At 42.9% G+C, this 24251-nt stretch carries 25 protein-coding genes; 2 read left to right on the top strand and 23 right to left on the bottom strand.

The genetic code is table 11. The features are described 5' to 3' along the window. Nucleotides 1-29: 29 nt before the first annotated feature. The 8 genes from glyA to spoIIR all read right to left on the bottom strand — a co-directional run bounded on the left by glyA (nt 30) and on the right by spoIIR (nt 6418). Entirely contained in the window at nt 30-1271 is a 1242-nt protein-coding gene (glyA, locus tag MLOOGBEN_RS09660) for a serine hydroxymethyltransferase (protein WP_179158047.1), read from the bottom strand. Nucleotides 1272-1466: 195 nt separating this feature from the next. Further along, nucleotides 1467-2033 carry a TIGR01440 family protein gene (locus tag MLOOGBEN_RS09655; protein WP_179158046.1) on the bottom strand — a complete coding sequence of 189 codons (567 nt, stop codon included), beginning with the start codon at nt 2031-2033 and terminating at the stop codon, nt 1467-1469. Nucleotides 2034-2043: 10 nt separating this feature from the next. Then, nucleotides 2044-2484: a ribose 5-phosphate isomerase B gene (gene rpiB / locus MLOOGBEN_RS09650; RefSeq protein ID WP_179158045.1), complete on the bottom strand. Its 441-nt coding sequence runs from the start codon at nt 2482-2484 to the stop codon at nt 2044-2046. Nucleotides 2485-2563: 79 nt separating this feature from the next. Continuing rightward, the gene (locus tag MLOOGBEN_RS09645) at nt 2564-2998 is read right to left on the bottom strand and encodes a low molecular weight protein arginine phosphatase (protein ID WP_179158044.1); all 435 of its coding nucleotides are present in this window, start codon (nt 2996-2998) and stop codon (nt 2564-2566) included. 109 nt (nt 2999-3107) lie between these two features. Further along, nucleotides 3108-3656 (bottom strand): manganese efflux pump MntP, encoded by a 549-nt coding sequence (locus MLOOGBEN_RS09640; protein ID WP_256989035.1) that lies wholly within the window; start codon nt 3654-3656, stop codon nt 3108-3110. Nucleotides 3657-3766: 110 nt separating this feature from the next. Next, entirely contained in the window at nt 3767-4810 is a 1044-nt protein-coding gene (locus MLOOGBEN_RS09635) for an L-threonylcarbamoyladenylate synthase (RefSeq protein ID WP_179158043.1), read from the bottom strand. A gap of 174 nt (nt 4811-4984) precedes the next feature. Next, nucleotides 4985-5431, bottom strand: a complete 447-nt coding sequence (locus tag MLOOGBEN_RS09630) for a GNAT family N-acetyltransferase (RefSeq protein ID WP_179158042.1) — start codon at nt 5429-5431, stop codon at nt 4985-4987. Between the two features lie 123 nt (nt 5432-5554). Further along, nucleotides 5555-6418, bottom strand: a complete 864-nt coding sequence (gene spoIIR / locus MLOOGBEN_RS09625; RefSeq protein ID WP_179158041.1) for a stage II sporulation protein R — start codon at nt 6416-6418, stop codon at nt 5555-5557. Between the two features lie 136 nt (nt 6419-6554). Here spoIIR and MLOOGBEN_RS29155 point away from each other — a divergent pair, with 136 nt between their 5' ends. Continuing rightward, nucleotides 6555-6677: a hypothetical protein gene (locus MLOOGBEN_RS29155; protein WP_256989021.1), complete on the top strand. Its 123-nt coding sequence runs from the start codon at nt 6555-6557 to the stop codon at nt 6675-6677. A 77-nt stretch (nt 6678-6754) separates the two neighbouring features. Here MLOOGBEN_RS29155 and prmC read toward each other — a convergent pair whose 3' ends face one another. From prmC to MLOOGBEN_RS09570, 11 genes are all read right to left on the bottom strand, one after another. Continuing rightward, nucleotides 6755-7597 (bottom strand): peptide chain release factor N(5)-glutamine methyltransferase, encoded by an 843-nt coding sequence (prmC, locus tag MLOOGBEN_RS09620; protein ID WP_179158040.1) that lies wholly within the window; start codon nt 7595-7597, stop codon nt 6755-6757. Further along, nucleotides 7590-8663 carry a peptide chain release factor 1 gene (gene prfA / locus MLOOGBEN_RS09615; protein WP_179158039.1) on the bottom strand — a complete coding sequence of 358 codons (1074 nt, stop codon included), beginning with the start codon at nt 8661-8663 and terminating at the stop codon, nt 7590-7592. Before prfA ends, prmC begins: the two co-directional genes overlap by 8 nt. A gap of 144 nt (nt 8664-8807) precedes the next feature. After that, nucleotides 8808-9251 (bottom strand): hypothetical protein, encoded by a 444-nt coding sequence (locus MLOOGBEN_RS09610; RefSeq protein ID WP_179158038.1) that lies wholly within the window; start codon nt 9249-9251, stop codon nt 8808-8810. A gap of 102 nt (nt 9252-9353) precedes the next feature. Next, on the bottom strand, nt 9354-9965 hold the full coding sequence (locus MLOOGBEN_RS09605; RefSeq protein ID WP_179158037.1) for a thymidine kinase: 612 nt from the start codon (nt 9963-9965) through the stop codon (nt 9354-9356). Between the two features lie 120 nt (nt 9966-10085). Beyond that, the gene (gene rpmE, locus MLOOGBEN_RS09600) at nt 10086-10307 is read right to left on the bottom strand and encodes a 50S ribosomal protein L31 (RefSeq protein ID WP_179158036.1); all 222 of its coding nucleotides are present in this window, start codon (nt 10305-10307) and stop codon (nt 10086-10088) included. 356 nt (nt 10308-10663) lie between these two features. Further along, nucleotides 10664-11929, bottom strand: a complete 1266-nt coding sequence (gene rho / locus MLOOGBEN_RS09595) for a transcription termination factor Rho (RefSeq protein ID WP_179158035.1) — start codon at nt 11927-11929, stop codon at nt 10664-10666. A 271-nt stretch (nt 11930-12200) separates the two neighbouring features. Then, nucleotides 12201-13163 (bottom strand): class II fructose-bisphosphatase, encoded by a 963-nt coding sequence (gene glpX, locus MLOOGBEN_RS09590; RefSeq protein WP_179158034.1) that lies wholly within the window; start codon nt 13161-13163, stop codon nt 12201-12203. An 80-nt stretch (nt 13164-13243) separates the two neighbouring features. Next, nucleotides 13244-14533 carry a UDP-N-acetylglucosamine 1-carboxyvinyltransferase gene (locus tag MLOOGBEN_RS09585; protein ID WP_179158033.1) on the bottom strand — a complete coding sequence of 430 codons (1290 nt, stop codon included), beginning with the start codon at nt 14531-14533 and terminating at the stop codon, nt 13244-13246. A 193-nt stretch (nt 14534-14726) separates the two neighbouring features. Then, a complete protein-coding gene (gene fsa / locus MLOOGBEN_RS09580) occupies nt 14727-15374 on the bottom strand; it encodes a fructose-6-phosphate aldolase (RefSeq protein ID WP_179158032.1) in 648 nt (215 codons plus the stop codon). A gap of 312 nt (nt 15375-15686) precedes the next feature. Continuing rightward, on the bottom strand, nt 15687-16541 hold the full coding sequence (locus MLOOGBEN_RS09575) for a class II fructose-bisphosphate aldolase (protein WP_179158031.1): 855 nt from the start codon (nt 16539-16541) through the stop codon (nt 15687-15689). A 237-nt stretch (nt 16542-16778) separates the two neighbouring features. Further along, nucleotides 16779-17150, bottom strand: coding sequence for a response regulator (locus MLOOGBEN_RS09570; RefSeq protein WP_179158030.1), 372 nt, complete (start codon nt 17148-17150; stop codon nt 16779-16781). 168 nt (nt 17151-17318) lie between these two features. On the opposite strand from MLOOGBEN_RS09570, the gene MLOOGBEN_RS09565 reads away from it, so the two are divergent. After that, on the top strand, nt 17319-17816 hold the full coding sequence (locus MLOOGBEN_RS09565; RefSeq protein ID WP_179158029.1) for a DUF2529 family protein: 498 nt from the start codon (nt 17319-17321) through the stop codon (nt 17814-17816). Between the two features lie 215 nt (nt 17817-18031). Here MLOOGBEN_RS09565 and MLOOGBEN_RS09560 read toward each other — a convergent pair whose 3' ends face one another. The 4 genes from MLOOGBEN_RS09560 to icmF form a co-directional block, all read right to left on the bottom strand. Further along, complete coding sequence (locus tag MLOOGBEN_RS09560; protein WP_179158028.1) at nt 18032-19627, bottom strand: CTP synthase; 1596 nt, start codon at nt 19625-19627, stop codon at nt 18032-18034. 244 nt (nt 19628-19871) lie between these two features. Next, nucleotides 19872-20438 carry a DNA-directed RNA polymerase subunit delta gene (gene rpoE, locus MLOOGBEN_RS09555; protein ID WP_179158027.1) on the bottom strand — a complete coding sequence of 189 codons (567 nt, stop codon included), beginning with the start codon at nt 20436-20438 and terminating at the stop codon, nt 19872-19874. 143 nt (nt 20439-20581) lie between these two features. Continuing rightward, entirely contained in the window at nt 20582-20779 is a 198-nt protein-coding gene (locus MLOOGBEN_RS09550; RefSeq protein ID WP_179158026.1) for a hypothetical protein, read from the bottom strand. A gap of 200 nt (nt 20780-20979) precedes the next feature. Beyond that, nucleotides 20980-24246, bottom strand: coding sequence for a fused isobutyryl-CoA mutase/GTPase IcmF (icmF, locus tag MLOOGBEN_RS09545; RefSeq protein WP_179158025.1), 3267 nt, complete (start codon nt 24244-24246; stop codon nt 20980-20982). Nucleotides 24247-24251: the final 5 nt, after the last annotated feature.

The raw sequence follows: 24251 nt of genomic DNA, 5'->3' as shown, positions 1-24251 counted from the left end.
CCGTACTCGGAGTCGATTTCAAAAGTTGTTTAATATTCAGGATAAAGCGTGAATTTACCTGTTAAAGCCTCAACACGATCCGCCGCTTCTTTAAGCTTTGCTTCGTCTTCATGATTTTTCAAGGTAAAGGCAATGATAGACGCAATTTCGTCCATATCTTCTAATCCAAAGCCACGGCTAGTAACCGCTGCAGTACCAATACGGATACCACTCGTTACAAACGGGCTTTGTGGATCAAACGGAATTGTATTTTTATTAACGGTAATTCCTACCTCATCAAGTACCTTTTCAGCAACCTTACCGGTTAAACCAAGTGTCTGCATGTCTAAAAGCAGCAAGTGATTGTCCGTACCACCGGAAACAAGCTTGATACCTTCATTTTGCAAGCCTTCCGCTAAACGCTTAGCGTTCGCAATGATCTGACCTGCATATTCTTTAAAGCTATCCTGCAGCACTTCACCAAAAGCAACAGCTTTTGCAGAAATAACATGCATTAACGGACCGCCTTGAATTCCAGGGAAGATTGACTTGTCGATTTTCTTGCCAAATTCCTCTTTACAAAGAATCATTCCACCGCGAGGTCCGCGTAATGTTTTATGTGTAGTAGTCGTAACAAAATCAGCGTACGGTACTGGATTTTGGTGAAGGCCAGCTGCCACAAGTCCAGCAATATGAGCCATATCAACCATTAAATAAGCGCCCACTTCATCCGCGATTTCACGGAATTTCGCGAAATCAATACCACGCGGATACGCACTCGCACCAGCAACAATCATCTTTGGCTTATGTTCGCGTGCTTTTTCTAAGACATCATCATAATTAATCAGATGTGTTGTTTCATCCACACCGTACTCAACAAAATTATATTGAACACCACTAAAGTTGACCGGGCTTCCGTGTGTTAAGTGACCGCCATGTGAAAGGTTCATACCAAGAACAGTATCGCCTTGTTCAAGGACTGTAAAGTAAACAGCCATATTAGCCTGCGCACCAGAATGTGGCTGTACGTTCACGTACTCCGCACCAAAAATCTCTTTCGCACGATTGCGAGCTAGGTCTTCGACTATGTCCACATATTCACAACCGCCATAATAACGGCGGCCAGGATAGCCTTCTGCATATTTATTGGTTAACACAGAACCCTGTGCTTCCATTACCGCTTCACTTACAAAGTTTTCTGAGGCAATTAATTCGATTTTTCCGCGCTGGCGTCCTAATTCCTGTTGAATCGCTTCAAATACCTGCTTGTCCTGATTAGACAAATGCTTCATGGTAATCCCCCCTGTATGTTTGAACCTTAATTAATCTTTTGAAAATTCCCTCTATATAATAGCACGTTTTCCTCTAAAAAAGCGGCATTTTTGTAAAATGCTCACTTTTTTATATTCTACCATCCTTTAAGCGGGGATAAAACCCCCAAAACACGAACATTGCTAATTATTTTTAAAAAAATATTCGCATTTAACTTAATTGCAGCTAGAATTCCCCGCTGTCTTTTCATAAACCGCTCGAGCCCCGCCAATAAGTTTTGGCCGCGTCTTCGCCAAAGTAACATGTGCATGTCCAACATTTTTCTGGGCAACTCTGATCGGAACGGCCACATGCTTCAGGTGCATGCCAATAAAGGTATGGCCAATATCGATTCCAGCGTCTGCTTTTAAAAATTCAACGACGCACGCATCCTCCATTTTTTCAAATGCATAGGTTGCCATTGCCCCGCCTGCAGTCCTAACAGGAACCACAGATACCTCATCCAATCCACGTTTTACAGCCTCGGCTTTTTCAATCACAAGCGCCCTATTTAAGTGTTCACAGCACTGAAACGCCAACGCAACACCGGAACCTTGCGCAAATCTGCCCAATTGACGAAAAATCATCTCAGCTACATCGATCGTTCCCGATGTTCCAATTTTTTCTCCGATTACTTCACTCGTACTGCAGCCCACAACCACCAGCTGACCCGGCACCAAAGAAGCCTGCGTTTGAAATTCAGTTAAAATGGTTTCAAGCTCTTTATCCCATTCTTGAATCATTGTCCTCATCCTACTTCTGCTCGTATTCGCTGATTTTGCCAATGCGAGTGGCATGACGGCCGGCTTCAAACTCTTCTGTCAGCCAAATTTGTGCAATATCACGTGCAAGCCCAGGACCAATAACACGCTCACCCATCGTGAGAATATTAGTATCATTGTGCGCACGTGTTGCCTTTGCACTAAACGTATCGTGTACAAGGGCACAGCGGATACCCTTTACCTTATTCGCGGCAATGCTCATACCAATTCCTGTTCCACAAATCAATATCCCTCGATCAAACTCACCGCTCGCTACCTTTTCAGCAACCGGCAGCGCATAATCTGGATAATCGACTGACCCTTCACACTCACAGCCGAAATCTTGATATTCAATCCCCAGTTCTTCCATTAAATTGGCGATTTCCTTGCGAATATTAACCCCGCCATGATCAGACGCTAATGCTACTTTCATCTTTAAAACCTCCTGTTTTCATCCTTCCTTAATATTGACATACCGATAAAAAAATATAAAGCCCTCACCACTGAGAGCTTTACATTTTTTCAATCGCTTTTGTAATCAATTTTTCCAATTCCTGAAAAGTTTCCTGATAGATGGCCAAGTTGCCGCCAAACGGGTCAACTACATCGACATCATAGTCCTCGCCCGTAAACTCCTTTAAGGTGAAAACTTTACCCGCTGCACCAGAATATTGTTGAAGTATCGCATGTTTATGCGAACCCGTCATCGTTAAAATTAAATCTGCCCATTGTACAGATTCTATATTTAGCATAGTGGAGGAATGGTTATGTTCGATATTATAGGTATCCAGCACCTGTTTGGCGTGAGCAGATGCCTCACTCCCCGCCTGAGCATATATTCCCGCGGACTTCACTTCGAGACCGTCAATCTTTTTACTTTTCAAAATCGCTTCCGCCATCGGGCTTCTGCACGTATTCCCTGTACAAACAAACAAAATGCGCTGCAAGCTGCCAGCCTCCTTTCGAAAATTGCGCCTAGGCACTTCCGCCTTTCTATGTACATTTTATCATTTCTCCAAACGTAATGAAAAAACCTTTCACATTTTTTGGAAAGGTTTATAAAAAGGGATAAAGTAATTTAATCCCAAATGCCAGCAGGATACTGCCCCCTAGGGCTTCGCTATAGGACCCAATCCATCCTTGAGCCTTTCTTCCAAGCAGCAAGCCAGCCCATGTTAATATCGTTGCCACCACCCCAAAGCAGATAATCACCAAAATCGTTTTTGCCCCATAGATCCCTAGCGTTAATCCGAGCGAAAAACTATCGAGACTCACACTGGTTGCAAAGATTAATAATCCAAATCCCACCGGTGTCATCACCGATTCCTCGCTTTTCCTAAGGCTTGACCAAATCATTTGCACCCCGAGCAAAATGAGGAGCATCCCTCCCACCAATGATGCAAAGGCTCCAAATTTATCGGATAAAAATCTCCCGGCGAGCATACCCACGAGCGGCATCCACACATGGAATAAACCAATCGTAATTCCAATTTTAATAATTTGCCGGAGCCGTAACTTAAACATACCCATTCCGAGACCAACAGAAAAGGCATCCATTCCTAGTGCAAATGCCATTAATAAAAGCGTCACAACTTCCCCAACCATCCCATACACGGATCTCTCCCCCCTCGGACTTGCCCTGCTAAAAACATATGCACGTCCACAGAGAATTAGAAGTCAAAAAAACAGGCCTTCCTTCATGGAAAGCCTGTTGCTTACTCGTTTATGATTTTGTTCCCTGCCGCTTTTTGCAGGCGGTTCATGATCGCATGACCTACACCATTATTCGGAAACATTTCACTAAAAATAATGTCCACTTTTTCCTGGTTAAACGCACGCAAGGTTTCATAGAGCGCCGTGGCAACACTTTCAAGCTCACTTCTTTTTCCACAGGCTATCGAAACATCAGCTTGATAATCCTTCACACTCTCCTCGGTTGCAAGCACACCCACTCGCAGCCCGGCCCTCTGCCTTTCTTCTATTAAACCTTGCAGAAAAGACTTACTTCCATTGACTAAATAGAGCGGGGCATTCGGAGCATAATGCTGATATTTCATTCCCGGCGCCTTCGGCTTTGAAGCTTCATCAAGCAGAGCAGCATCAAGCTGAACCTCACCAACAACGGCCTCCAGCTGCTCCTTCGTGATGCCGCCCGGCCGCAAAATAACCGGAATCTCCTCCGTGCAATCTAAAACCGTCGATTCAACCCCAACACCTGTCGAACCGCCGTCCAGCACGCCGGCAATTTTCCCGTTCAAATCCTCCATCACATGCTGTGCATTCGTCGGACTTGGCTTCCCGGAGCTATTCGCACTCGGGGCGGCAATCGGCAGCTGACATTTTTTCAAAAGTGCCAAGGCCACCGGATGATCCGGCATCCTTACGGCAACAGTCTCTAAACCAGCGGTTGCTTTATCCGAAAGAACGCCGTCTTTCTTTTTAAAAATAATCGTCAACGGTCCTGGCCAGAACCTTTCCATTAATATTTCTGCTTTTTTAGGAATATCCGCAACAAATGCTGTTAGCTGCATTTTATCCGCAATGTGGATAATCAGTGGATTATCACTCGGCCTGCCTTTCGCAGCAAAGATTTTTTCCACCGCCACATCACTTTCGGCATTTCCGCCTAGCCCATAAACGGTCTCTGTGGGTAATGCAACCACTTCATTTTCCTGTAAAAAATGAGCAGCATCCACAACCTGTGGATTATTTTCAAGGTTATCCACATACTTATCCACTTTCCACACTTTTGTGTTCATCGTTATCCACCTTTACCAGAAGCGCAAATGATATCGAAATTTGCCGAATTTAGGCTCTTTGTCTCATATTTCTTTTGAAAGTATAAAAGATGGTGAACATAAACACAACCCTTTATCCACAATTTGTGCATAACTATCTTGAAAAGGTGGATAACTTTGTGGATTAATCCACAGTTAGAGTGAAAATTTCAAAAATAACGAGTTATCCACATTAAATACATGTCGAATGTGTTCAAGTGAATAAAGTTCAGCAGGTAATTGGTCCCGGTCCACCTTCTCGAAACCTAGCAATTCAAAAAACGGCATTGCCACGCCCTTATTTGTTGCCAAAAACAAACTTCTCATTCCTTTTTCTTTCGCCAGCTGCATCATTTGAGTTATCAACAGCACAATATCCTTTTCCGCTTGTCCCGGCGATACCACCAGCGAACGCAGCAATCCGCCCTCACGGAAAGCCTCCATTCCAAGTGTACCCTTGATTGCCCCATCCTCATCCTCTAGCAATAAAAAGTACTCTACTGTTTCCTCCGTTAATCCATCCGTACCAAGGCTCGCCTTCATCAGGAACTCTCTTAAAGTGCCCAAATCCTCTTTATTCGCGCAACGTATAAGTGCTTGCATCCCTACCACCTCATTTATTTGATAATCTATTACTATGAAAAATTAAGAGAACTAGAACCAAATACATGAGAAATCTAGTAAAAAAAATAACCAGCCCCAATTGGGACTGGCTTTGGTAGATATCTATTTAAAAATACTTTCAAACATTTCTACCACAAAGAATTTTACTTTAACCGGTTCTTCGTCTTCTGCTGTATAAACCGGAGCACTTTTTTCCTTTTTGTTTTCCTTTTTCACTTCGCTTTGCTTCTTCTCTTCCACTTCTACCTCTTCTACCTCTGCGACTTCAACTTCCTCTTCGATCTCAGCTTCCTCTTCTTCCACAACCTCTTCTTCTTCAGCAGCTTCTTCTAGTTTCTTTGTCTTATTAAAATTCGTAACCTTCACTTCTTCTGCTTCTAGTTCTTCCTCTACAGCTACACTTTCAACAGGTTCTTCATTCTCCGCCGCATAAGCCGTGTCTTCAAATCCATCACTTTGTACCGCTACACCATTTGAGAAATCCAGGAAACACAATGGCGGGTATAGCACGCACCACCAATTGGCGCCTGTCCCTTCACCTAATGTAATCAAAATCGCCTGATACTCACCTGCAGGATATAAAAACTGTCCATACAATTTCGTCGGAAACTGAACTTTCCCAAACTCCACATTCACACTTTGAGTCGAACCCTGTTCCGCTACAACCTTCTCAGCTATGTTTTGAACCTCCGGCAGCTTCGAGTTAAGCACCTCTTTTGCCTTCTCCAATGACGTTAACTCCTGAACCCACAACGTAATCTGCTCATTGACCGCGTCACGGACCATTCGTTTAATCTCTTGATCCTGTGCACTATCACTATTGGCAAGAATTCGGAGTCGAATCGCTTCCGCTGGTATCACAACGGAATCCTTCGCCACCGCTTCCGTTTTTGGTATATATAAGTTTAAAATCGTTCCTAACGATAAAACGATTAAATAAGACCATACTAGTATTTTACTGTTCATATTCTCGCACCGTCCCTTCACTATCCTCATTTTGGACAAATGCCAAGAATCTTAAACTAGTAAAATTAAAAAAACTAGTTTTAGAATTTTTTCTTCCTAAACAAAGCAAACTAAACTAGCGGAGGTGAAAAAAAATATGTCTAAACAGAAGAATAAGAAATTAAAGAATAATCCTGCGATGCCGAAAACAGATGTAGAATTTGCTCATAACGGACTGGAAAGAGTCGCATTAAAAGCCCAAGAACGTCAAAATAAGTAAACAAAGTTCCAGCGCCTTGAACAGGCACTGGAGCTGGAGTAAACAAAAAGCAGAGCGAATTCGCATGAACCGCTCTGCTACTGAATTATTTCCGCAAACACCATCCGGTCCTTGCCGTTAATATCATTAAGAACTTCTACTTTCACATTCACAAACGCCTTTTTAAAAAGGTCGGCTACCGCCTCCCCCTGACCGGCCCCAATTTCAAAGCCAACCATTGCCGTCGGTGCAATCACTTCCGGCAGCTCCACCATAAAGCGGCGGTAGAAATCGAGCCCATCCTCGCCCGCAAACAGCGCCCGGTGCGGCTCATGCTCTGTTACTACCTCTGACATGGTTTCCATGTCACTTACCGGAATATAGGGAGGATTTGAAATCACCACATCAAACCTCTGCCCGCGAAACGGCTGCAGCAAATCCCCTTGAACAAATTCAATCTCAGCGCCAAGCTGCCTAGCATTTTCTTCTGCAACCTTTAACGATTCCTGAGCAATATCAGAGGCATGTACCTGTAACGATGGCTGCTCAAGCTTCAAAGTGATGGCAATCGCCCCGCTGCCCGTCCCGATATCTACGACCTTTAATTCACGCTTATCGATGCGCTTCAAGGTTTCGTAGACAAGCTCCTCCGTTTCCGGCCGTGGAATCAGAACCTCTTCATTGACGATAAACTCCCGCCCATAAAATTCCTCTGAACCAATTATGTATTGAACCGGCGTACCCTTCACATGTTCGTGAACCGCAGCTTCAAATCGACAAACTTCGGGTGGTGACAGGCACTCCCGCATATTCGCAAACAACTGTGCCCGCGACATCCCCGTGATATGGCGAAGCAGCAGTTCCCCAGCGTTATCGTCCCGATTTGCTTTTTTTAAAAAAGAAGAAGCCCATTGCAGAGCTTCATACACTTTCTTACTCATCTTGACCACTTTCAAGCTTACTTGTTTGATCTTCCAGCGTTAACGCATCGATGATTTCGTCAAGCTTGCCTTCGATAATTTGATCCAGCTTCTGAAGGGTTAAGCCAATTCGGTGATCCGTAACACGGTTTTGCGGGTAGTTGTAGGTACGAATACGTTCAGAACGGTCACCGGTACCAACCGCTGATTTACGAACCTGATCATACTCTGCCTGTGCTTCCTGCTGGAACTTGTCATAAACACGCGCACGTAATACCTTCATCGCTTTGTCTTTGTTTTTGTGCTGTGATTTCTCATCCTGAATCGATACCACAATTCCAGTCGGGATATGGGTTAAACGAACCGCTGACATCGTCGTGTTAACAGACTGACCGCCGGCGCCGCTTGAAGCAAACGCGTCAAAACGGATATCTTTATCATGGATTTCCACTTCTAGTTCTTCCGCTTCTGGTAAGCAAACAACGGTAGCGGTAGAAGTATGAATGCGGCCGCCAGATTCAGTTTCCGGCACACGCTGCACACGATGGGCACCATTTTCAAATTTCAACTTAGAATAGGCACCTTGGCCATTGATCATAAAGCTGATTTCTTTGTAGCCGCCAAGACCTGTTGCGTTGGCATCAAGCAGTTCCGTTTTCCAGCCCTGTGCTTCTGCATAACGGCTGTACATACGGTAAAGCGTTCCTGCAAATAAAGCCGCTTCCTCGCCGCCTGCAGCACCGCGAATTTCAAAGATAACGTTTTTGTCATCGTTTGGATCCTTCGGAATCATCAGGAACTTCATTTTTGCTTCTAGCTCCTCGATTTGCTGTTCAAGTTCATTGACTTCTTCTTTGACCATTTCGCGCATATCGTTGTCGAGCTTTTCCTCAAGCATTGCCTTAGCATCCTGAAGCTGTTCACGGACCTCTTTATATTCACGATACGTTTGCACGGTCTCTTGTATATCAGATTGTTCTTTTGAATATTCACGTAGTTTTTTTGAATCATTAATAATGGTCGGATCGCTCAAAAGTTCATTTAATCTCTCATAGCGATCTTCAACGGATTGAAGACGATCAAACACAGTTATTCACCTCTAGTTTTTGTCCATAACATTCTAATTATAGTATAGGTGAAAACCCCCGTCAAAACCAAATTCTTGGAGAAAAAATTTTGATCCGTAAAAAAAGCCCGAAATCAAAAAAACATGCCCTGAAGCCAGAGCATGTTAACGTTCCCTTATTTGGAAAGAATAACGCGGTAAAGCCTGCTGCAATTTTGCACGAAGGGTGTTAACGGCTTTATTGCGTACTTGGCCATTAAGCTCGCCTTCCGTATCTACCGTTACAGTCATCCGGTTGTCACCATTATTAATCCAAATAGATTCCGCTCTAAAATCATCACTTTCATTTACAATATCTCTGGCGATGTCTATATCTCTGCCGGTATTGTTTCTATTAGAGGCATCATTCATTGCTGTTCCGCGCAAATTAAGGAAATTCGGGTTTTGGTCAGACATTGGCCCCATATCCTGATTTACCCCGTTAGACATAAAATTCGGGTTCGTATTGTCATCGCGCAAATTATAGGCGGTATTTTCCGTGTCATTCCCTTTCATACATCCTGAAAGCATAAGGACCGCTAATACCCCTAAACACATGATTTTTTTCAACGTATTTCACCCCCTACAACTATCTTTCCCTAGCAGTCGGAGGAACGTTCTAGTAAGATTATGCCAAAAAAACCGCCTGAGAGTCTCAGACGGTTTTTAGATCTATTTCACCATAGGTTCTTGTATGCGGTAGGATGCCGTTTTAGGTACCTCATGATGGTGGCGGCAGCGCGGCTCGTAGGCTTCGGAAGCACCAACCAGGATAACAGGATCGTGATAGGAAGCCGGTCTGCCGTCAATTAAGCGCTGCGTCCTGCTTGATGGCGACCCACAAACACTGCAGACAGCCTGGAGCTTCGTTACCGTTTCCGCAATCGCCATTAATGCCGGCATTTGCGCAAATGGTTCGCCGCGGAAATCCATATCAAGACCCGCCACAACGACACGATGTCCACTGTCAGCAAGCTGTTGAACCACCCTTACAATCCCTTCATCGAAAAATTGCACCTCATCAATGGCGATGATGTCGATATCCGCCTCTACATGGTGTAAAATCTCAATCGAATGGGAAATGGGCTTCGCATGAAAAGAGGTGCCATTATGAGAAACGACAGATTGTTCGCTATAGCGATTGTCAATTTTCGGCTTGAAAACAGCAATTTTTTGTTTAGCAAATTGAGCGCGTCTGACGCGACGAATCAATTCCTCTGATTTTCCTGAAAACATACTGCCGCAAATAACCTCTACCCATCCGAGTTGCTTCATTAAATACATAAACCGGCGTCTCCTTCCTATCACGAAACCTTCATAAATCTATATTTTTAAAGTTCATTGCCTTTTATTCAAATAAAAAACAGGCAAGTAAGTTTCTGCTTGCCTGTTTTGTGTGAGTGATTATTGTTGTTGTGCGTTTGGATCTTTAAGGCCGTATTTTTTGTTGAAACGGTCTACACGTCCACCAGCTTCAGCAAACTTTTGACGACCAGTATAGAATGGATGACATTCAGAACATGTTTCAACGCGAATTTCATTTTTCACTGAACCAGTTTCAAATGTATTTCCGCATGCACAAGTCACCTGTACCATTTTATAATTTGGATGAATTCCTGCTTTCATTCTTTTCATCTCCTTCCGCCCTGAATCATTCGAAACAGAGTTATATAAATGCCTGTCTTAAAAACAAGCACCAAATACTAAAAACACACTGTTCACATTATAACAAGGTGAACCTATTTTGGCAAGTTGGGTTTTTATGGATTTTAATGCTGGCTGTGTTAAATTAGGCTGTTGATTTGTGCTCCAGGTGCTTCGCTTTCCGCAGGCGTTGCGGGAATCCTCCTCGGCGCTAACGCGCCTGCGGGGTCTCCCCTGCTCCGTACTCCTGCAGGAGTCTCGCACCTTCCGCACAAATCAACAGGTTCTAAAATCACAAGTTTCCCATTAACACAGACCAAGAATTAAATCCTAAGATTTTATGACCTTCTACCCTTTAGTTCTTCCCCGATTTGGGCGAAGAATTCTTCGTTGGATTTGGTTTGTTTTAGTTTTTTCAGGAAGCGCTCGGCGAAGTCTGGTGAGTCGGACATTGATTTTCGGATTGCCCATAGCTTGTCCAGATGATCTTTTGGAAGAAGAAGTTCTTCTTTCCTTGTTCCAGAGCGGCGAATATCCATTGCAGGGAAGATACGGCGTTCTGCAAGCTGTCTGTCGAGATGCAGTTCCATATTACCTGTTCCTTTAAATTCTTCATAAATAACATCGTCCATACGTGAACCTGTATCCACCAATGCGGTAGCAAGAATCGTTAGGCTTCCGCCTTCTTCAATGTTTCGGGCTGCCCCGAAGAAACGCTTCGGACGGTGGAAAGCCGCTGGGTCAATACCGCCAGAAAGGGTACGACCGCTTGGCGGAATCACTAAGTTATATGCACGAGCCAAACGCGTGATGCTGTCCATTAGAATAACAACGTCACGTTTATGCTCGACTAAACGCATCGCGCGGTCCAGCACAAGCTCTGCGACTTTAATATGATTTTCTGGTACCTCATCAAACGTGGAGCTGACAACATCGCCGGCAACCGAACGCTCAATGTCGGTTACTTCCTCTGGGCGTTCATCGATAAGAAGCACAATTAATTCCACTTCAGGGTGATTCGTTGTAATGCTGTTAGCAATTTCCTTTAACAGCATGGTTTTCCCTGCCTTTGGCGGCGCAACAATTAAGCCCCTTTGTCCAAACCCAACTGGAGCAACTACATCCATAATTCTTGTAGAGATATATTTTGGAGTGGTTTCTAGCTTCATATGTCTATCTGGATAGAGAGGAGTTAATGCTGGGAAGTGAACACGTTCTTTCGCTGACTCTGGATCTTCACCGTTAACTGCTTCTACATGTAAAAGTCCGTAATAACGTTCATTTTCTTTTGGAGGCCGAACCTTACCGGATACTTTATCCCCATTTCTTAAATCGAAACGACGGATTTGCGATGCAGAGATATAAATGTCTTCAGAACTTGGCGAGTAATTGATCGGTCGTAAAAATCCAAATCCTTCCGACTGGATAATTTCCAAGACGCCTTCCATGAAAAAATACCCTTGCTGCTCTGCACGTGATTTTAAAATGGCAAAAATAAGTTCTTTCTTCGACAACTTACTATAGTAGGTCACTTTAAATTCGCGCGCAAGCTCATAAAGCTCCTTCAGCTTCATGTTTTCTAAACTTGATATAGTTAATTCCATAGTACACCACACTTTAAAATTTTTACTCTATTTTCGTTTCCGAGAACCTAATCGTATAATAGAGGGTTTTTGATTACTAAAAATATTGAGGAAAAAAAGAGAAATGAATAGAATAGCAGAATCAATTTATTAAAACACTATCTATTGTACCCTTTGAGTAAAAAATTAATCAACTGGAAATTTTCTATTTGGAGGGGTTAATAGACTTTTCATTGGAGATAAGAGACTAGAATCTACATCTAGTCTCTTAGTAAGTGTTTACTATTTTCGTTTATCTAATCACTAAATTGGGTTTCTTTTTCAAACTGTGACGACCTTCGACAAATCGGACCGTTCCAGATTTTGCGCGCATAACGATGGAATGAGTAGACCCATAAGAGCCCTTGAATTGGACACCGCGCAGCAGTTCGCCGTCTGTTACGCCGGTTGCTGCAAAAATCGCGTCGTCACCTTTCACAAGGTCTTCCATGCGAAGAACTTTTTTGACATCTAGTCCCATTTTCACGCAGCGCTCTAATTCGGCATCACTTTGCGGCAGCAATTTACCGATGATTTCACCGCCCAGACATTTTAACGCAACCGCTGAGATGACGCCTTCCGGTGCACCGCCAGAGCCGAATAAAATGTCAACGCCTGTGTTATCAAAAGCAGTATTAATTGCTCCTGCCACATCGCCATCATTGATTAACTTAATTCGTGCGCCTGCATCACGAAGCTGTGCAATGATATGCTCATGACGCGGACGGTTTAATACCGTTGCCACAACGTCTTCGATATCCTTGTTTTTCGCCTTCGCCACTGCCTTCAGATTATCAAGAACAGAAGCATTGATATCCACAAGTCCTACAGCTTCAGGACCAACAGCAATCTTCTCCATATACATATCTGGTGCATGAAGAAGGTTGCCATTGTCAGCAATCGCTAAAACAGCTAGAGCGTTCCATCCGCCAGCGGCTAGAATATTTGTACCTTCGAGTGGATCGACGGCTACATCGACGCGAGGTCCGAACCCTGTACCAAGTTTTTCACCGATATAAAGCATAGGGGCCTCGTCCATCTCGCCTTCACCAATCACAACCGTTCCCTTCATTGGGATCGTGTCAAACACATCACGCATGGCAGAGGTTGCAGCACCGTCTGCTTCATCCTTTTTCCCGCGGCCCATCCAGCGTGCTGAAGCAAGTGCAGCCGCTTCCGTTACGCGGACAAGCTCCATAGATAAACTTCTCTCCATGTTCTCAATCCCCCAATTTTCTGTTTATACTTTTTTTAATAATATTAGTATAACAGATTCAAGGAATTAGTATAGCTTATTTACGTATTCTTTAGTTGTTCGACTTCATCTTTTGACAAAGCTTCACGCCAAACCGTTGCACCAAGCCCATTTAATTTTTCAACAAGATTGCTGTAACCGCGGTCAATGTGCTCAAGGCCTGTGACTTCTGTAATGCCTTCAGCAAGAAGGCCGGCAATGAAAAGTGCGGCTCCAGCTCGAAGATCGCTTGCCTTCACTTTTGCACCTTGAAGCTTGAGAGGTCCGCTTATAATTGCCGAACGGCCTTCCACTTTAATGTTGGCGTTCATTCTTCTTAATTCATCGATATGTTTAAAGCGGGCACCATAAATCGTATCCGTTACAACGCTAGAACCCGTCGCTCTCGTTAACAGTGTGGTAAATGGCTGTTGCAGGTCGGTTGGGAACCCAGGATAAACAAGGGTTTTGATATCAACAGACTTCAACTTGTCCGAACTGCTGACAAACACCTGATCATCGCCCGTTTCAATTTTCACACCCATTTCTCGCAGCTTAGCAATCAGCGATTCCAAATGCTGGGGAATGACATTATCGATTAATACACCTTCACCGACGGCAGCACCTAAAATCATATAGGTTCCCGCTTCAATTCGATCGGGAATAATCGTATGCCGGCAGCCATGGAGGCTGTCCACACCATCAATCCGGATGACATCGGTTCCTGCACCCTTGATTTTCGCTCCCATATTCGTAAGTAAGGTAGCGACATCAATGATTTCCGGTTCTTTTGCAGCATTTTCAATAAGTGTCCTGCCCTTTGCACGTACCGCCGCTAACATGATATTAATGGTTGCGCCAACACTGACAACATCGAGATAAATACGTGCGCCGCGAAGCTCGTCCGCCCGCAAATAAATAGCGCCCTGCTCATTTGTTACCTGAGCACCAAGTGCCTCAAAACCTTTAATATGCTGATCGATTGGCCGTGGTCCGAGATGACATCCACCCGGTAAACCGATGACGGCCTTTTTGAAACGGCCAAGCATCGCCCCCATTAGATAGTAAGAGGCACGAAGCTTCTTGACTTTTCCGTTTGGCAATGGCATCGAAATCATCGTCGATGGGTCAACCGTCATATCAAAATCATCTGAAAGTTCTACTTTCCCGCCAATTTCTTCGAGCAGGTCCTTCAATATTTCTACATCTGAAATATCTGGAAGCCCTTCAATTGTCACCGGTGATTCTGCTAAAATGGTTGCTGGTATCAACGCAACTGCACTGTTTTTTGCACCACTTATTCTTACGGTTCCCTTAAGGGGATATCCGCCCGCAATTTTAAGTTTTTCCATTTTCGACTCCCTTCTACGCCATTGGGATGGACTGTGATCCTTATTAATCAACTAAAATGATATTCAAATCTGAATTTAGGTAATTATTTCCAACAGCAAATTACATAATCCGACAATTTGTCTATCATCTAGTGTACACCAATAAATTATTTTCATGTATCAATATGAAAAAAAGTTTTAAAAATTGGTAAATTTATGCGTTGCGGCCTTCCCAATCCTTTATGAACGCTTCAATTCCCTTGTCGGTTAATGGGTGATGGAACAATCCGATTAATACTTTGTAAGGAATGGTAGCAATATGAGCACCTCTTAGTGCTGCTTCTGTTACGTGAACTGGATTACGAATGGATGCTGCAATGATTTCAGATTGAATTCCGTGAACAGCAAAGATGTCAGCTACTTGAGAGATTAAATCTAAGCCGTTTTGACCGATATCATCTAATCTGCCAAGGAAAGGAGAAACATAAGAAGCACCAGCTCTTGCTGCAAGAAGCGCCTGATTGGCATTGAAAATTAAGGTAACATTGGTTTTAATACCTGCTTCTGCAAAGGCGTGACAAGCTTTTAATCCGTCTGGAGTCATTGGAACTTTAACCGTTACATTGGGAGCGATGGCTGCAAGTTCTTTTCCTTCTTTGATCATGCCTTCTGCATCAAGGGCAATAACTTCCGCACTTACAGACCCAGGAACAAGCGCCGCAATTTCTCTGATTCGATCATGGAAGGAAACACCTTTTTCTCTTGCTACAAGTGTTGGGTTTGTTGTGACTCCTGCTAATAATCCAAGCTCATGTACTTCACGAATTTCCTCTAAGTTAGCTGTATCAATAAAAAATTTCATCTGTTTCTCCTCCAATTTTTCGGCAAGTTTCGCCAATATTCTAATTTTTCCTTACAGTTTGAAACCGCCCATTCGTAAAGGGGCGGTTTCAATTATTACTGTCCATGTTACCAAACATTGGATAGTTTTTTCAAGAGGACAAGTCCCCTTATATTAAAATTGTCTAGCTCCAGCGCCTAAGGGGGCGGGGTCATAAGCCAATCCGTCAAAAAGGTTAAAGAACAACCTTTCTGCCAGCTCGTCTTATGCCTGTCGCCCCTGGGAAAAATTGAACTGCATTTTTCCTTGTTCAAGGCGCTTCCGCTTTTCGATTTAAGCTTTACCTGATGAACCGAATTCGCGCATTTTGCCGATTACTGTTTCTTTGATGGCATCGCGTGCTGGGCCTAAGTATTTACGTGGATCGTATTCATTTGGCTTCGCTGCTAATGTTTCACGAACCGCTTTTGCAGATGCAATTTGGTTTTCAGTGTTTACGTTAATTTTCGCAGTTCCAAGAGAAACTGACTTTTGGATATCATGTGTTGGAATACCAGTTCCACCGTGCAGTACTAGTGGAAGACCTGTTGCATTACCGATTTCTTCCATCTCTTTATAACCAAGGTTTGGCTCACCTTTGTATGGACCGTGAACAGAACCAAGTGCTGGTGCAAGGCAGTCGATGCCTGTACGCTCAACAAGTTCTTTACATTCAGCAGGATCCGCATAAATAATGCTGCCAGAAACATCGTCTTCTTGTCCGCCAACTGTTCCTAATTCTGCTTCAACAGAAACACCTTTTGAATGCGCGTATTCTACTACTTTAGAAGTAGTTGCTACGTTTTCTTCAAACGGATCGTGAGAAGCGTCAATCATAACAGAAGTAAAGCCCGCATCAATCGCTTCTTTACATTTTTCAAAGCTAGAACCGTGGTCCAAGTGAATGGCAACAGGAACGGTAATTTTGTAATCTTCTAATAAACCTTCTACCATTTTAACAACGGTTTTAAAGCCGCCCATATAACGAGCTGCCCCTTCAGAAACACCAAGAATAACAGGTGATTTTTCAGCTTCCGCTGCTTGTAAAATAGCTTGGGTAAATTCTAAGTTATTTAGGTTGAATTGCCCAACAGCATAACCTTCCGCTTTCGCTTTGATGAGCATCTCTTTCATTGAAACTAAAGGCATTTTATTTCCTCCTTGGTATGGGTGTCTATCTTCTCGAATTAGGGCTTTCCTAATAAGGATTTCCTATCATTTTACTGATTATGTATACTCGAGAAAGATAAATGGACGAGCAAAAGTTCATAAGTATCATACCAAACTGATTGATAAAATGCCATTAAAGAAACTATAATATTATAAACGTTCACAATGAAAGCGGCAACACTTTTCGACAATCGTTTTATTTTTCAAAAAATTCCATTAATTGGCTTTCTGAGGAATATGTTTTCTTACCGCCGCACGAATATCATCAATATCGAATGGCTTTGCAAAATGCGTAATTGCGCCTAGATCCTTGGCCTCTTGAATCATATCCAATTCACCATAAGCGGTCATGATAATAACGCGGATATCAGGATCAATGACTTTCATTCTTTTTAAAATTTCAATACCATCCATACCAGGTATTTTCATATCCAATAGGACGAGATCAGGGTCATGCTTCGTAACAATATCTAGTGCTTGAATTCCATTTGCTGCCTGAAAGGTTTGATACCCTTCCTTTGAGAATACCTCATTTAATAAAATCCGTATCCCAAATTGATCGTCAACAATTAAAATTTTTTCTTTCATAACTCCACCTCTTCCACCCTTTTTTATTTATAGTTGATTCCTATTTCTACCACCATGATATTCTTCGACATTTCTTTTATAAATCCTCTATTTATTATAAAGGTATATTGTGGAAATTGTCTTTTATTTTTAAAAAGCTATAATATTTCTGTGAAGGAGTGGTTTTAATTGATGAAAATGTTTACAACCCAATTGACTGGATTATTTAAAAGAATCGAGGAAAAGGCAGAGTTTTCTTTTGAGGATGGTGCCCGCCTGCTTGCGCAAGGTCAGACGATTTATCTTGTCGGATTTCGGGAAATGAAGGCTGTTGAATTTGAGGTTTCGGAGGGTGCAGAACCGTTAAAGGGTGCTTTAACGAATGTCGACGCTGCAACCAGTGCCGACAGAGTGCTGCTATTTACTCGGACCTCGGCGGATGGTGATGCGCTAGAGCTTGCAGCGAAGCTTTTGGAAAAAGATATCCCATTTGTTGCTGTATCTACATCGGTATCTGATGGAAAATTGGAAGAAATGGCGGATGTACATATAAATTTACAGCTGGCGAAGGGTTTATTGCCGGATGATTTCGGAAATCGATACGGATATCCATCCTCGATGGCAGCTTTGTATGTTTATTATGGCTTAAAATTTACAATTGATGAGATATTAGCGGAATATGAATGATTTTTTGCGGCCTAGATTAGGTCGTTTTTTTGTTTTGGACTTTTTTTAGAGTGTTTTGGACTATTTTTGATAGGTTATGGACTATTTTTATCTGGTTATGGACCTTTTTAAAATGGTTTTGGACTATTTTCAATAACTTATGGACTATTAGACATTTTCTGGAAATCAAAACCATAAAAATAGCCAGTCCCCACAAAAGAGAACTGGCACAAATATTATTTTTGCAATGTAGCTTTAATAAAGTCACGGAATAGCGGCTGTGGACGCGTAGGTCTTGAAACGAATTCCGGATGGAACTGAGACGCGACAAACCATGGATGGTCTTTAAGCTCAATGATCTCCACAAGACGGCCATCTGGGCTAGTCCCAGAGAACACAAATCCAGCGTCTTCCATTTCTTGACGGTAATGATTGTTAAACTCATAACGGTGACGGTGACGCTCATAAATCACTTCATCCACATACGCTTCATAAGCTTTGGTACCCTCCATTAGACGGCAAGGGTAAAGACCCAGTCTTAATGTTCCGCCTAAATCCTCTACATCCTTCTGCTCTGGAAGTAAGTCAATGATTGGGTGCTTGGTTTCCGGTACAAATTCTGCAGAATGTGCATCCTGGTAGCCAAGAACGTGGCGTGCATATTCAATCGTTGCCAGCTGCATTCCTAAGCAAATACCAAGGAAAGGCTTCTTCGTTTCACGCGCATAGCGGGTGGCTTGAATTTTCCCTTCAATTCCACGATCACCAAAGCCGCCAGGAACAAGGATTCCATCCACATCCTGCAGAAGCTCGGCGACATTATCTGAAGTAACATGTTCCGCATTAATCCACTTAATTTCCACATCAGCGTCAAACGCATAGCCTGCATGCTTCATCGCTTCGACAACAGAAATATAAGCATCCTGAAGCTCAACATATTTTCCAACTAGACCAATGCGCGTTTTACCGGAAAGATTAAGAACCTTATCCACTAACGCTGTCCATTCGGTCATTTCTGGTTCTGGTGTCGTTAACTTCAAGTGGTCACAAACAATTTGATCCATGTGCTGTTCTTGAAGAGCAAGTGGAATCGAATAAAGCGTATCGGCATCCTGACATTCAATGACCGCTTTCGCATCGATATCACAGAACAAAGCAATTTTATCCTTCATATCCTGGGAAACCGGCATTTCAGTACGAACGACAATGATATTTGGCTGAATACCAAGGCTGCGAAGCTCTTTAACACTGTGCTGTGTTGGTTTGGTTTTCATTTCGCCAGCCGCTTTAATGTAAGGAATTAAGGTACAGTGAATGTACATTACATTGGAGCTGCCAATGTCACTCTTAATTTGACGAATCGCTTCTAAGAATGGCAGTGACTCAATATCCCCTACTGTTCCTCCGATTTCAGTGATGACCACATCGGCATTTGTTTCGTTACCCGCACGGAAGACGCGTTCCTTAATTTCATTGGTAATGTGCGGGATAACCTGAACGGTTCCACCTAGGTAATCACCACGGCGTTCCTTGCGCAAAACAGTAGAATAGATTTTTCCAGTGGTTACGTTAGAGTACTTGTTTAAGTTAATATCGATAAAACGTTCATAGTGTCCTAAGTCTAAGTCCGTTTCCGCGCCATCATCGGTAACAAATACTTCACCATGCTGGTAGGGACTCATCGTTCCTGGGTCCACGTTAATGTATGGGTCAAACTTTTGAATCGTAACGTTCAATCCACGGTTTTTCAACAAACGGCCTAAAGAGGCTGCGGTAATCCCTTTTCCTAACGATGAAACGACACCGCCAGTTACAAAAATATACTTCGTCATAAAATATCCTCCTCTAATTCAGTTTGTACAATATTCTTGTTGTTTAAGGCTTCTTTTATAAAATTTTTTTATTTGTAAAGAAGTCTCGGCTTCCGCCGAAAGAGCTGTGTATCATTTGACTAAAAAAATAAAAAAGCACTCCGCATACGCAATGTAAGGGAGCGCTCTATAAGCTAATTATGATCCGTTCCTGTTTAAAGGAGCCCAAAAAAGATTTTACAAGTGCAGAGTTAAAAAGTCAAGCCTATAATAGGTCGTCTTCATCCTCTAACTCTTCTTCATCAAGATCCTCGTCAAGTTCTTCTTCTTCATCAAGCTCAAATTCATCATCGTCTTCGATAACCTCTTCATCATCGTCTAAATCATCGACATCATCAAGATCATCCAGAAGATCATCATCATCGTCATCGAGGAGATCATCTTCATCGGCAAAGTCATCCAACTCATCCTCGAAGTCTTCATCAATTTCATCGACATCATCAAAGTCTTCATCGACAACCTTTTTCGCCTTTTTCTTCTTAGGCTTAATAACGGTTACGACTTCTTCTTCTTGTGTATCGACTGGATACCAGACGCGAAGTCCCCAGCGGTTGTCACCTAATGAAAGAAAACGACCGTCGATATTTATATCGGTATAAAATTGTGCAATTCTTGATTTGATTTGTGCCTCTGTAATTTCCGTAGCTGCCGCAATTTCTTTGATTAAATCATGGAAGGAAATTGGCTGTTTGCTGTCTTTTAGAAATTCATACGCCATCTCAATGAGGGATAACTCTTTTAATTCTTCTTTTGAGTAACCTTGTAAACTCAATATCGGCACTTCCTTTCTCTATTTAACACTCTATAAAAATGAGTGATAACGGGCAAAAATTTTAGCACCAAAGTGCTTGCATTTTTTACATATTCTTCATTATAAACAATATTCTCCCGTTTATGCTAGTTCTATCTATTGTTTTATTTGATATTTTCCCTCTTTGGCGGGGTATCATCAGGTTTCTTTTCTTTTTTCAGCATTTTTAACTCTTTCATCGCCGAAAAAAGAAAGATCATAGCCAGTACTAGAAAGGAAATCGCCCCTAATTGGTGTTGATAGAGATAGTATAACGGCCAGGCTAAAATTAATAATAGTAAAATCATATAATTTTTCTTCATCTGTCAACACCTGCCCCGGGAACCATTGATGTATGTATGTTCATCTATTATATAAGAAAGTGAGCCAATATTAGTACTAGTAAAAAAAATTTTTTATGGCTGTGTTAAACTTGGATGCTGTTGATTTCAATATTTATCTTTAACACAGACTTTTTAATAAAAACAATGGCTTAAATTATTAAGCCATTGTTGAAAAATCTCTACATATTTCTCCGGTACTGCCCGCCTACTTCGTAGAGTGCTTTTGTTATTTGTCCAAGGCTGGCTACTTTTACGGTTTCCATTAGTGCCTCGAAAATATTTTCGTTGTTGACTGCTGCTGCTTTTAACCGCTCTAATGCTTTCGCCGTTTCTGCTGCATGTGTTTCTTGGAAGGCGCGTAAATTGGTAATTTGTAATTCCTTTTCCTCGTAGGATGCTCTTGCCAGCTCCATGCTGTCGATGTCTTCCGCTGAAGGTGGATTCGGATTTAAATACGTATTCACTCCGATAATTGGCAGCTCGCCTGTATGCTTTTTCATTTCATAGTACATCGATTCATCTTGAATTTTTCCGCGTTGATACTGGGTTTCCATTGAACCAAGAACACCACCGCGATCATTTAAGCGTTCAAATTCTTGCAGAACCGCTTCCTCTACAAGGTCCGTCAGTTCCTCGACAATAAAAGAACCTTGAAGTGGATTTTCATTTTTCGCTAACCCATGTTCTTTTGTGATAATCATCTGAATCGCCATCGCGCGGCGAACCGATTCTTCTGTCGGTGTCGTAATCGCTTCGTCATAGGCATTGGTATGAAGCGAATTACAGTTATCCTGCAAGGCCATCAATGCCTGCAAGGTGGTACGAATATCATTAAAGTCAATTTCCTGGGCGTGCAGCGAGCGGCCTGAGGTTTGAACATGGTACTTCAGCTTTTGGCTGCGTTCACTCGCACCGTATTTATCACGCATCACACTTGCCCAAATCCGGCGGGCCACCCGGCCAATGACGGTGTATTCAGGATCCAAGCCATTAGAGAAGAAGAACGACAAGTTTGGTGCAAAGTCATCGATGTTCATCCCGCGGCTTAAATAATACTCCACATACGTAAAGCCGTTCGATAATGTAAATGCCAGCTGCGAAATCGGATTCGCACCCGCCTCAGCAATATGATAGCCAGAAATCGAAACAGAATAATAGTTGCGCACCTGCTGGTCGATGAAATACTGTTGAATATCGCCCATCATTCTTAAGGCAAACTCTGTTGAAAAAATACATGTGTTTTGGCCTTGGTCTTCTTTTAGAATATCCGCTTGGACGGTACCGCGGACAGACTTAAGGGTATACGCCTTCACTTGTGCAAATTCCTCAACCGTTAACACACGCCCAAGCTCAGCTTCTTTTTTCTTCACCTGCTGATCAATCGCTGTGTTCATGAACATCGCCAAAATAATCGGAGCCGGACCATTAATTGTCATCGACACCGAAGTAGATGGATGACAAAGGTCAAAGCCGTCATAAAGCTTTTTCATATCATCAAGTGTACACACATTGACTCCGCTTTCGCCAATCTTTCCAAAAATGTCCGGACGGTGATCTGGGTCCTCGCCATACAAGGTAACCGAGTCAAACGCGGTGCTTAAGCGTTTTGCATCATCATCCTTGGATAAATAGTGGAAGCGGCGATTCGTTCTTTCCGGTGTTCCTTCGCCAGCAAATTGACGTTTCGGATCTTCCCCTTCGCGTTTGAACGGGAACACCCCAGCTGTAAACGGATAATAACCTGGTACATTCTCGCGGTACACCCAGCGGAGGATTTCACCGTAATCTTTATATCTTGGTAAAACAACCTTTGGAATATCAATGCCAGATAGACTTTTTGTTTTTAAAATGGTAATGATTTCTTTGTCACGAATTCTCGTTACAAATTTATCAGCCTGGTAAGCAGCCTTTGTTTTCTCCCAGCCATTGAGTATTTTTTTCGATTCTGGTGTTAATTTCTCTTCCGTTGCTTGTCTAATGGCTTCTAAGGATGCAAGAACTTCACCATTTGCCTCTGTCTCCTTGACCACTGCAATCGCCCCTTCAAGCTGGAATAATTTCCGGGCAATATTTGCCTGCTCTTCGGCTTTTTGATGATAGCGGCGGACTGTCTCCGATATTTCCCGGAGATAATAACGGCGGTCAGTTGGAATAATCACATTTTGCTTTTCTACTAACGCAGATTTACTAAAAGAAGTAACCCAATCAGTGCCCGTCTTTTCATTAATTTTTTCAATTAATGCCGCAAATAAAGCATTGGTGCCTTGATCATTAAACTGGCTGGCAATCGTACCGTATACCGGCATCTCGCTTGTATCTTTTTCAAACAGCATATGACTGCGCTGGTATTGCTTTTGCACCTGACGCAATGCATCCTCAGAGCCCTTGCGCTCAAATTTATTAATGACAATTAAGTCTGCAAAGTCAATCATATCAATCTTTTCAAGCTGTGTAGGTGCCCCGAATTCACTGGTCATCACGTAAAGGGAAACATCACAAATTTCAGTAATCTCGGCATCGCCCTGGCCGATTCCGCTCGTTTCTACAATGACAAGGTCAAATCCAGCCGCCTTTACAACCGATACAGCGTCTTTAATAGCAAGCGACAGCTCGGTTTTGGAAGAACGGGTTGCCAGGCTGCGCATAAAAACATTTGGATTAAAAATCGCATTCATCCGAATACGGTCGCCTAATAGAGCCCCGCCTGTTTTTTGCTTCGTCGGGTCAACAGATAGAATCGCCACTTTTTTATCAGGCAGTTCATTGATAAATCGGCGAATCAATTCATCGGTTAGTGAACTTTTCCCAGCACCGCCCGTACCAGTGATCCCAACAACAGGAATCTCTTTCGTTAGCGATTTTACTTTTTCAAGCAGACTTTCTGCAGCCGCTGCCGCTTCCCGGTTGCTGTCCACATGAAGCTCAGCAAGGGTAATTAGTTTCGAAATCGCATTCACGTCACCAGTTGGCAGCTTTTCAATGTGTTCCGAATGGTCAGCCGAAACCGTTGGAAAGTCGCATTCCTCGAGCATTCGGTTAATCATTCCTTGAAGCCCCAGCTTCCGGCCATCCTCAGGAGAGAAAATCCAGGCAATCCCATAATCATGCAGTTCCTTAATCTCGCGCGGGATAATAACACCGCCTCCGCCGCCATAAATGCGGATGTTCGGCGCCCCTTTCTCCTTCAGCAAATCGTACATATACTTAAAATACTCGACATGTCCGCCTTGGTAAGAAGAAATCGCAATCCCCTGCGCGTCTTCGTGAATCGCCGCATTGACAACCTCTTCAACCGAACGGTTATGACCAAGATGGATGACCTCTGCTCCGCTCGCCTGCAGAATTCTCCGCATAATATTAATCGAAGCGTCATGTCCATCAAACAAACTCGACGCCGTTACAAAACGAATATGGTGCTTGTGTTGATAAACCTCCGTCGTACTCATATGTC

Origin of the sequence: Bacillus sp. EB106-08-02-XG196 (genome assembly GCF_013396335.1) — a bacterium.
Taxonomy (GTDB): Bacteria; Bacillota; Bacilli; order Bacillales; family Cytobacillaceae; genus Neobacillus.
The sequence above is the reverse complement of the archived record's forward strand: the minus strand, read 5'-3'. Positions and strand labels throughout refer to the sequence as shown.

Excerpts from the sequence above, each read along its gene's own strand:
- rpmE (WP_179158036.1), bottom strand. The coding sequence starts at position 10,307 with ATGAAAGCAGGAATTCATCCAAATTATAAAATGGTACAGGTGACTTGT.
- fsa (WP_179158032.1), bottom strand. The coding sequence starts at position 15,374 with ATGAAATTTTTTATTGATACAGCTAACTTAGAGGAAATTCGTGAAGTA.
- glyA (WP_179158047.1), bottom strand. The coding sequence starts at position 1,271 with ATGAAGCATTTGTCTAATCAGGACAAGCAGGTATTTGAAGCGATTCAA.
- MLOOGBEN_RS09570 (WP_179158030.1), bottom strand. The coding sequence starts at position 17,150 with ATGAAAGAAAAAATTTTAATTGTTGACGATCAATTTGGGATACGGATT.
- glpX (WP_179158034.1), bottom strand. The coding sequence starts at position 13,163 with ATGGAGAGAAGTTTATCTATGGAGCTTGTCCGCGTAACGGAAGCGGCT.
- MLOOGBEN_RS29155 (WP_256989021.1), top strand. The coding sequence starts at position 6,555 with ATGTCTAAACAGAAGAATAAGAAATTAAAGAATAATCCTGCGATGCCG.
- MLOOGBEN_RS09655 (WP_179158046.1), bottom strand. The coding sequence starts at position 2,033 with ATGATTCAAGAATGGGATAAAGAGCTTGAAACCATTTTAACTGAATTT.
- MLOOGBEN_RS09640 (WP_256989035.1), bottom strand. The coding sequence starts at position 3,656 with ATGGTTGGGGAAGTTGTGACGCTTTTATTAATGGCATTTGCACTAGGA.
- rpiB (WP_179158045.1), bottom strand. The coding sequence starts at position 2,484 with ATGAAAGTAGCATTAGCGTCTGATCATGGCGGGGTTAATATTCGCAAG.
- MLOOGBEN_RS09605 (WP_179158037.1), bottom strand. The coding sequence starts at position 9,965 with ATGTATTTAATGAAGCAACTCGGATGGGTAGAGGTTATTTGCGGCAGT.
- MLOOGBEN_RS09560 (WP_179158028.1), bottom strand. The coding sequence starts at position 19,627 with ATGACGAAGTATATTTTTGTAACTGGCGGTGTCGTTTCATCGTTAGGA.
- MLOOGBEN_RS09550 (WP_179158026.1), bottom strand. The coding sequence starts at position 20,779 with ATGAAGAAAAATTATATGATTTTACTATTATTAATTTTAGCCTGGCCG.
- prmC (WP_179158040.1), bottom strand. The coding sequence starts at position 7,597 with ATGAGTAAGAAAGTGTATGAAGCTCTGCAATGGGCTTCTTCTTTTTTA.
- MLOOGBEN_RS09575 (WP_179158031.1), bottom strand. The coding sequence starts at position 16,541 with ATGCCTTTAGTTTCAATGAAAGAGATGCTCATCAAAGCGAAAGCGGAA.
- icmF (WP_179158025.1), bottom strand. The coding sequence starts at position 24,246 with ATGAGTACGACGGAGGTTTATCAACACAAGCACCATATTCGTTTTGTA.
- rho (WP_179158035.1), bottom strand. The coding sequence starts at position 11,929 with ATGGAATTAACTATATCAAGTTTAGAAAACATGAAGCTGAAGGAGCTT.
- MLOOGBEN_RS09635 (WP_179158043.1), bottom strand. The coding sequence starts at position 4,810 with ATGAACACAAAAGTGTGGAAAGTGGATAAGTATGTGGATAACCTTGAA.
- spoIIR (WP_179158041.1), bottom strand. The coding sequence starts at position 6,418 with ATGAACAGTAAAATACTAGTATGGTCTTATTTAATCGTTTTATCGTTA.
- MLOOGBEN_RS09630 (WP_179158042.1), bottom strand. The coding sequence starts at position 5,431 with ATGCAAGCACTTATACGTTGCGCGAATAAAGAGGATTTGGGCACTTTA.
- MLOOGBEN_RS09585 (WP_179158033.1), bottom strand. The coding sequence starts at position 14,533 with ATGGAAAAACTTAAAATTGCGGGCGGATATCCCCTTAAGGGAACCGTA.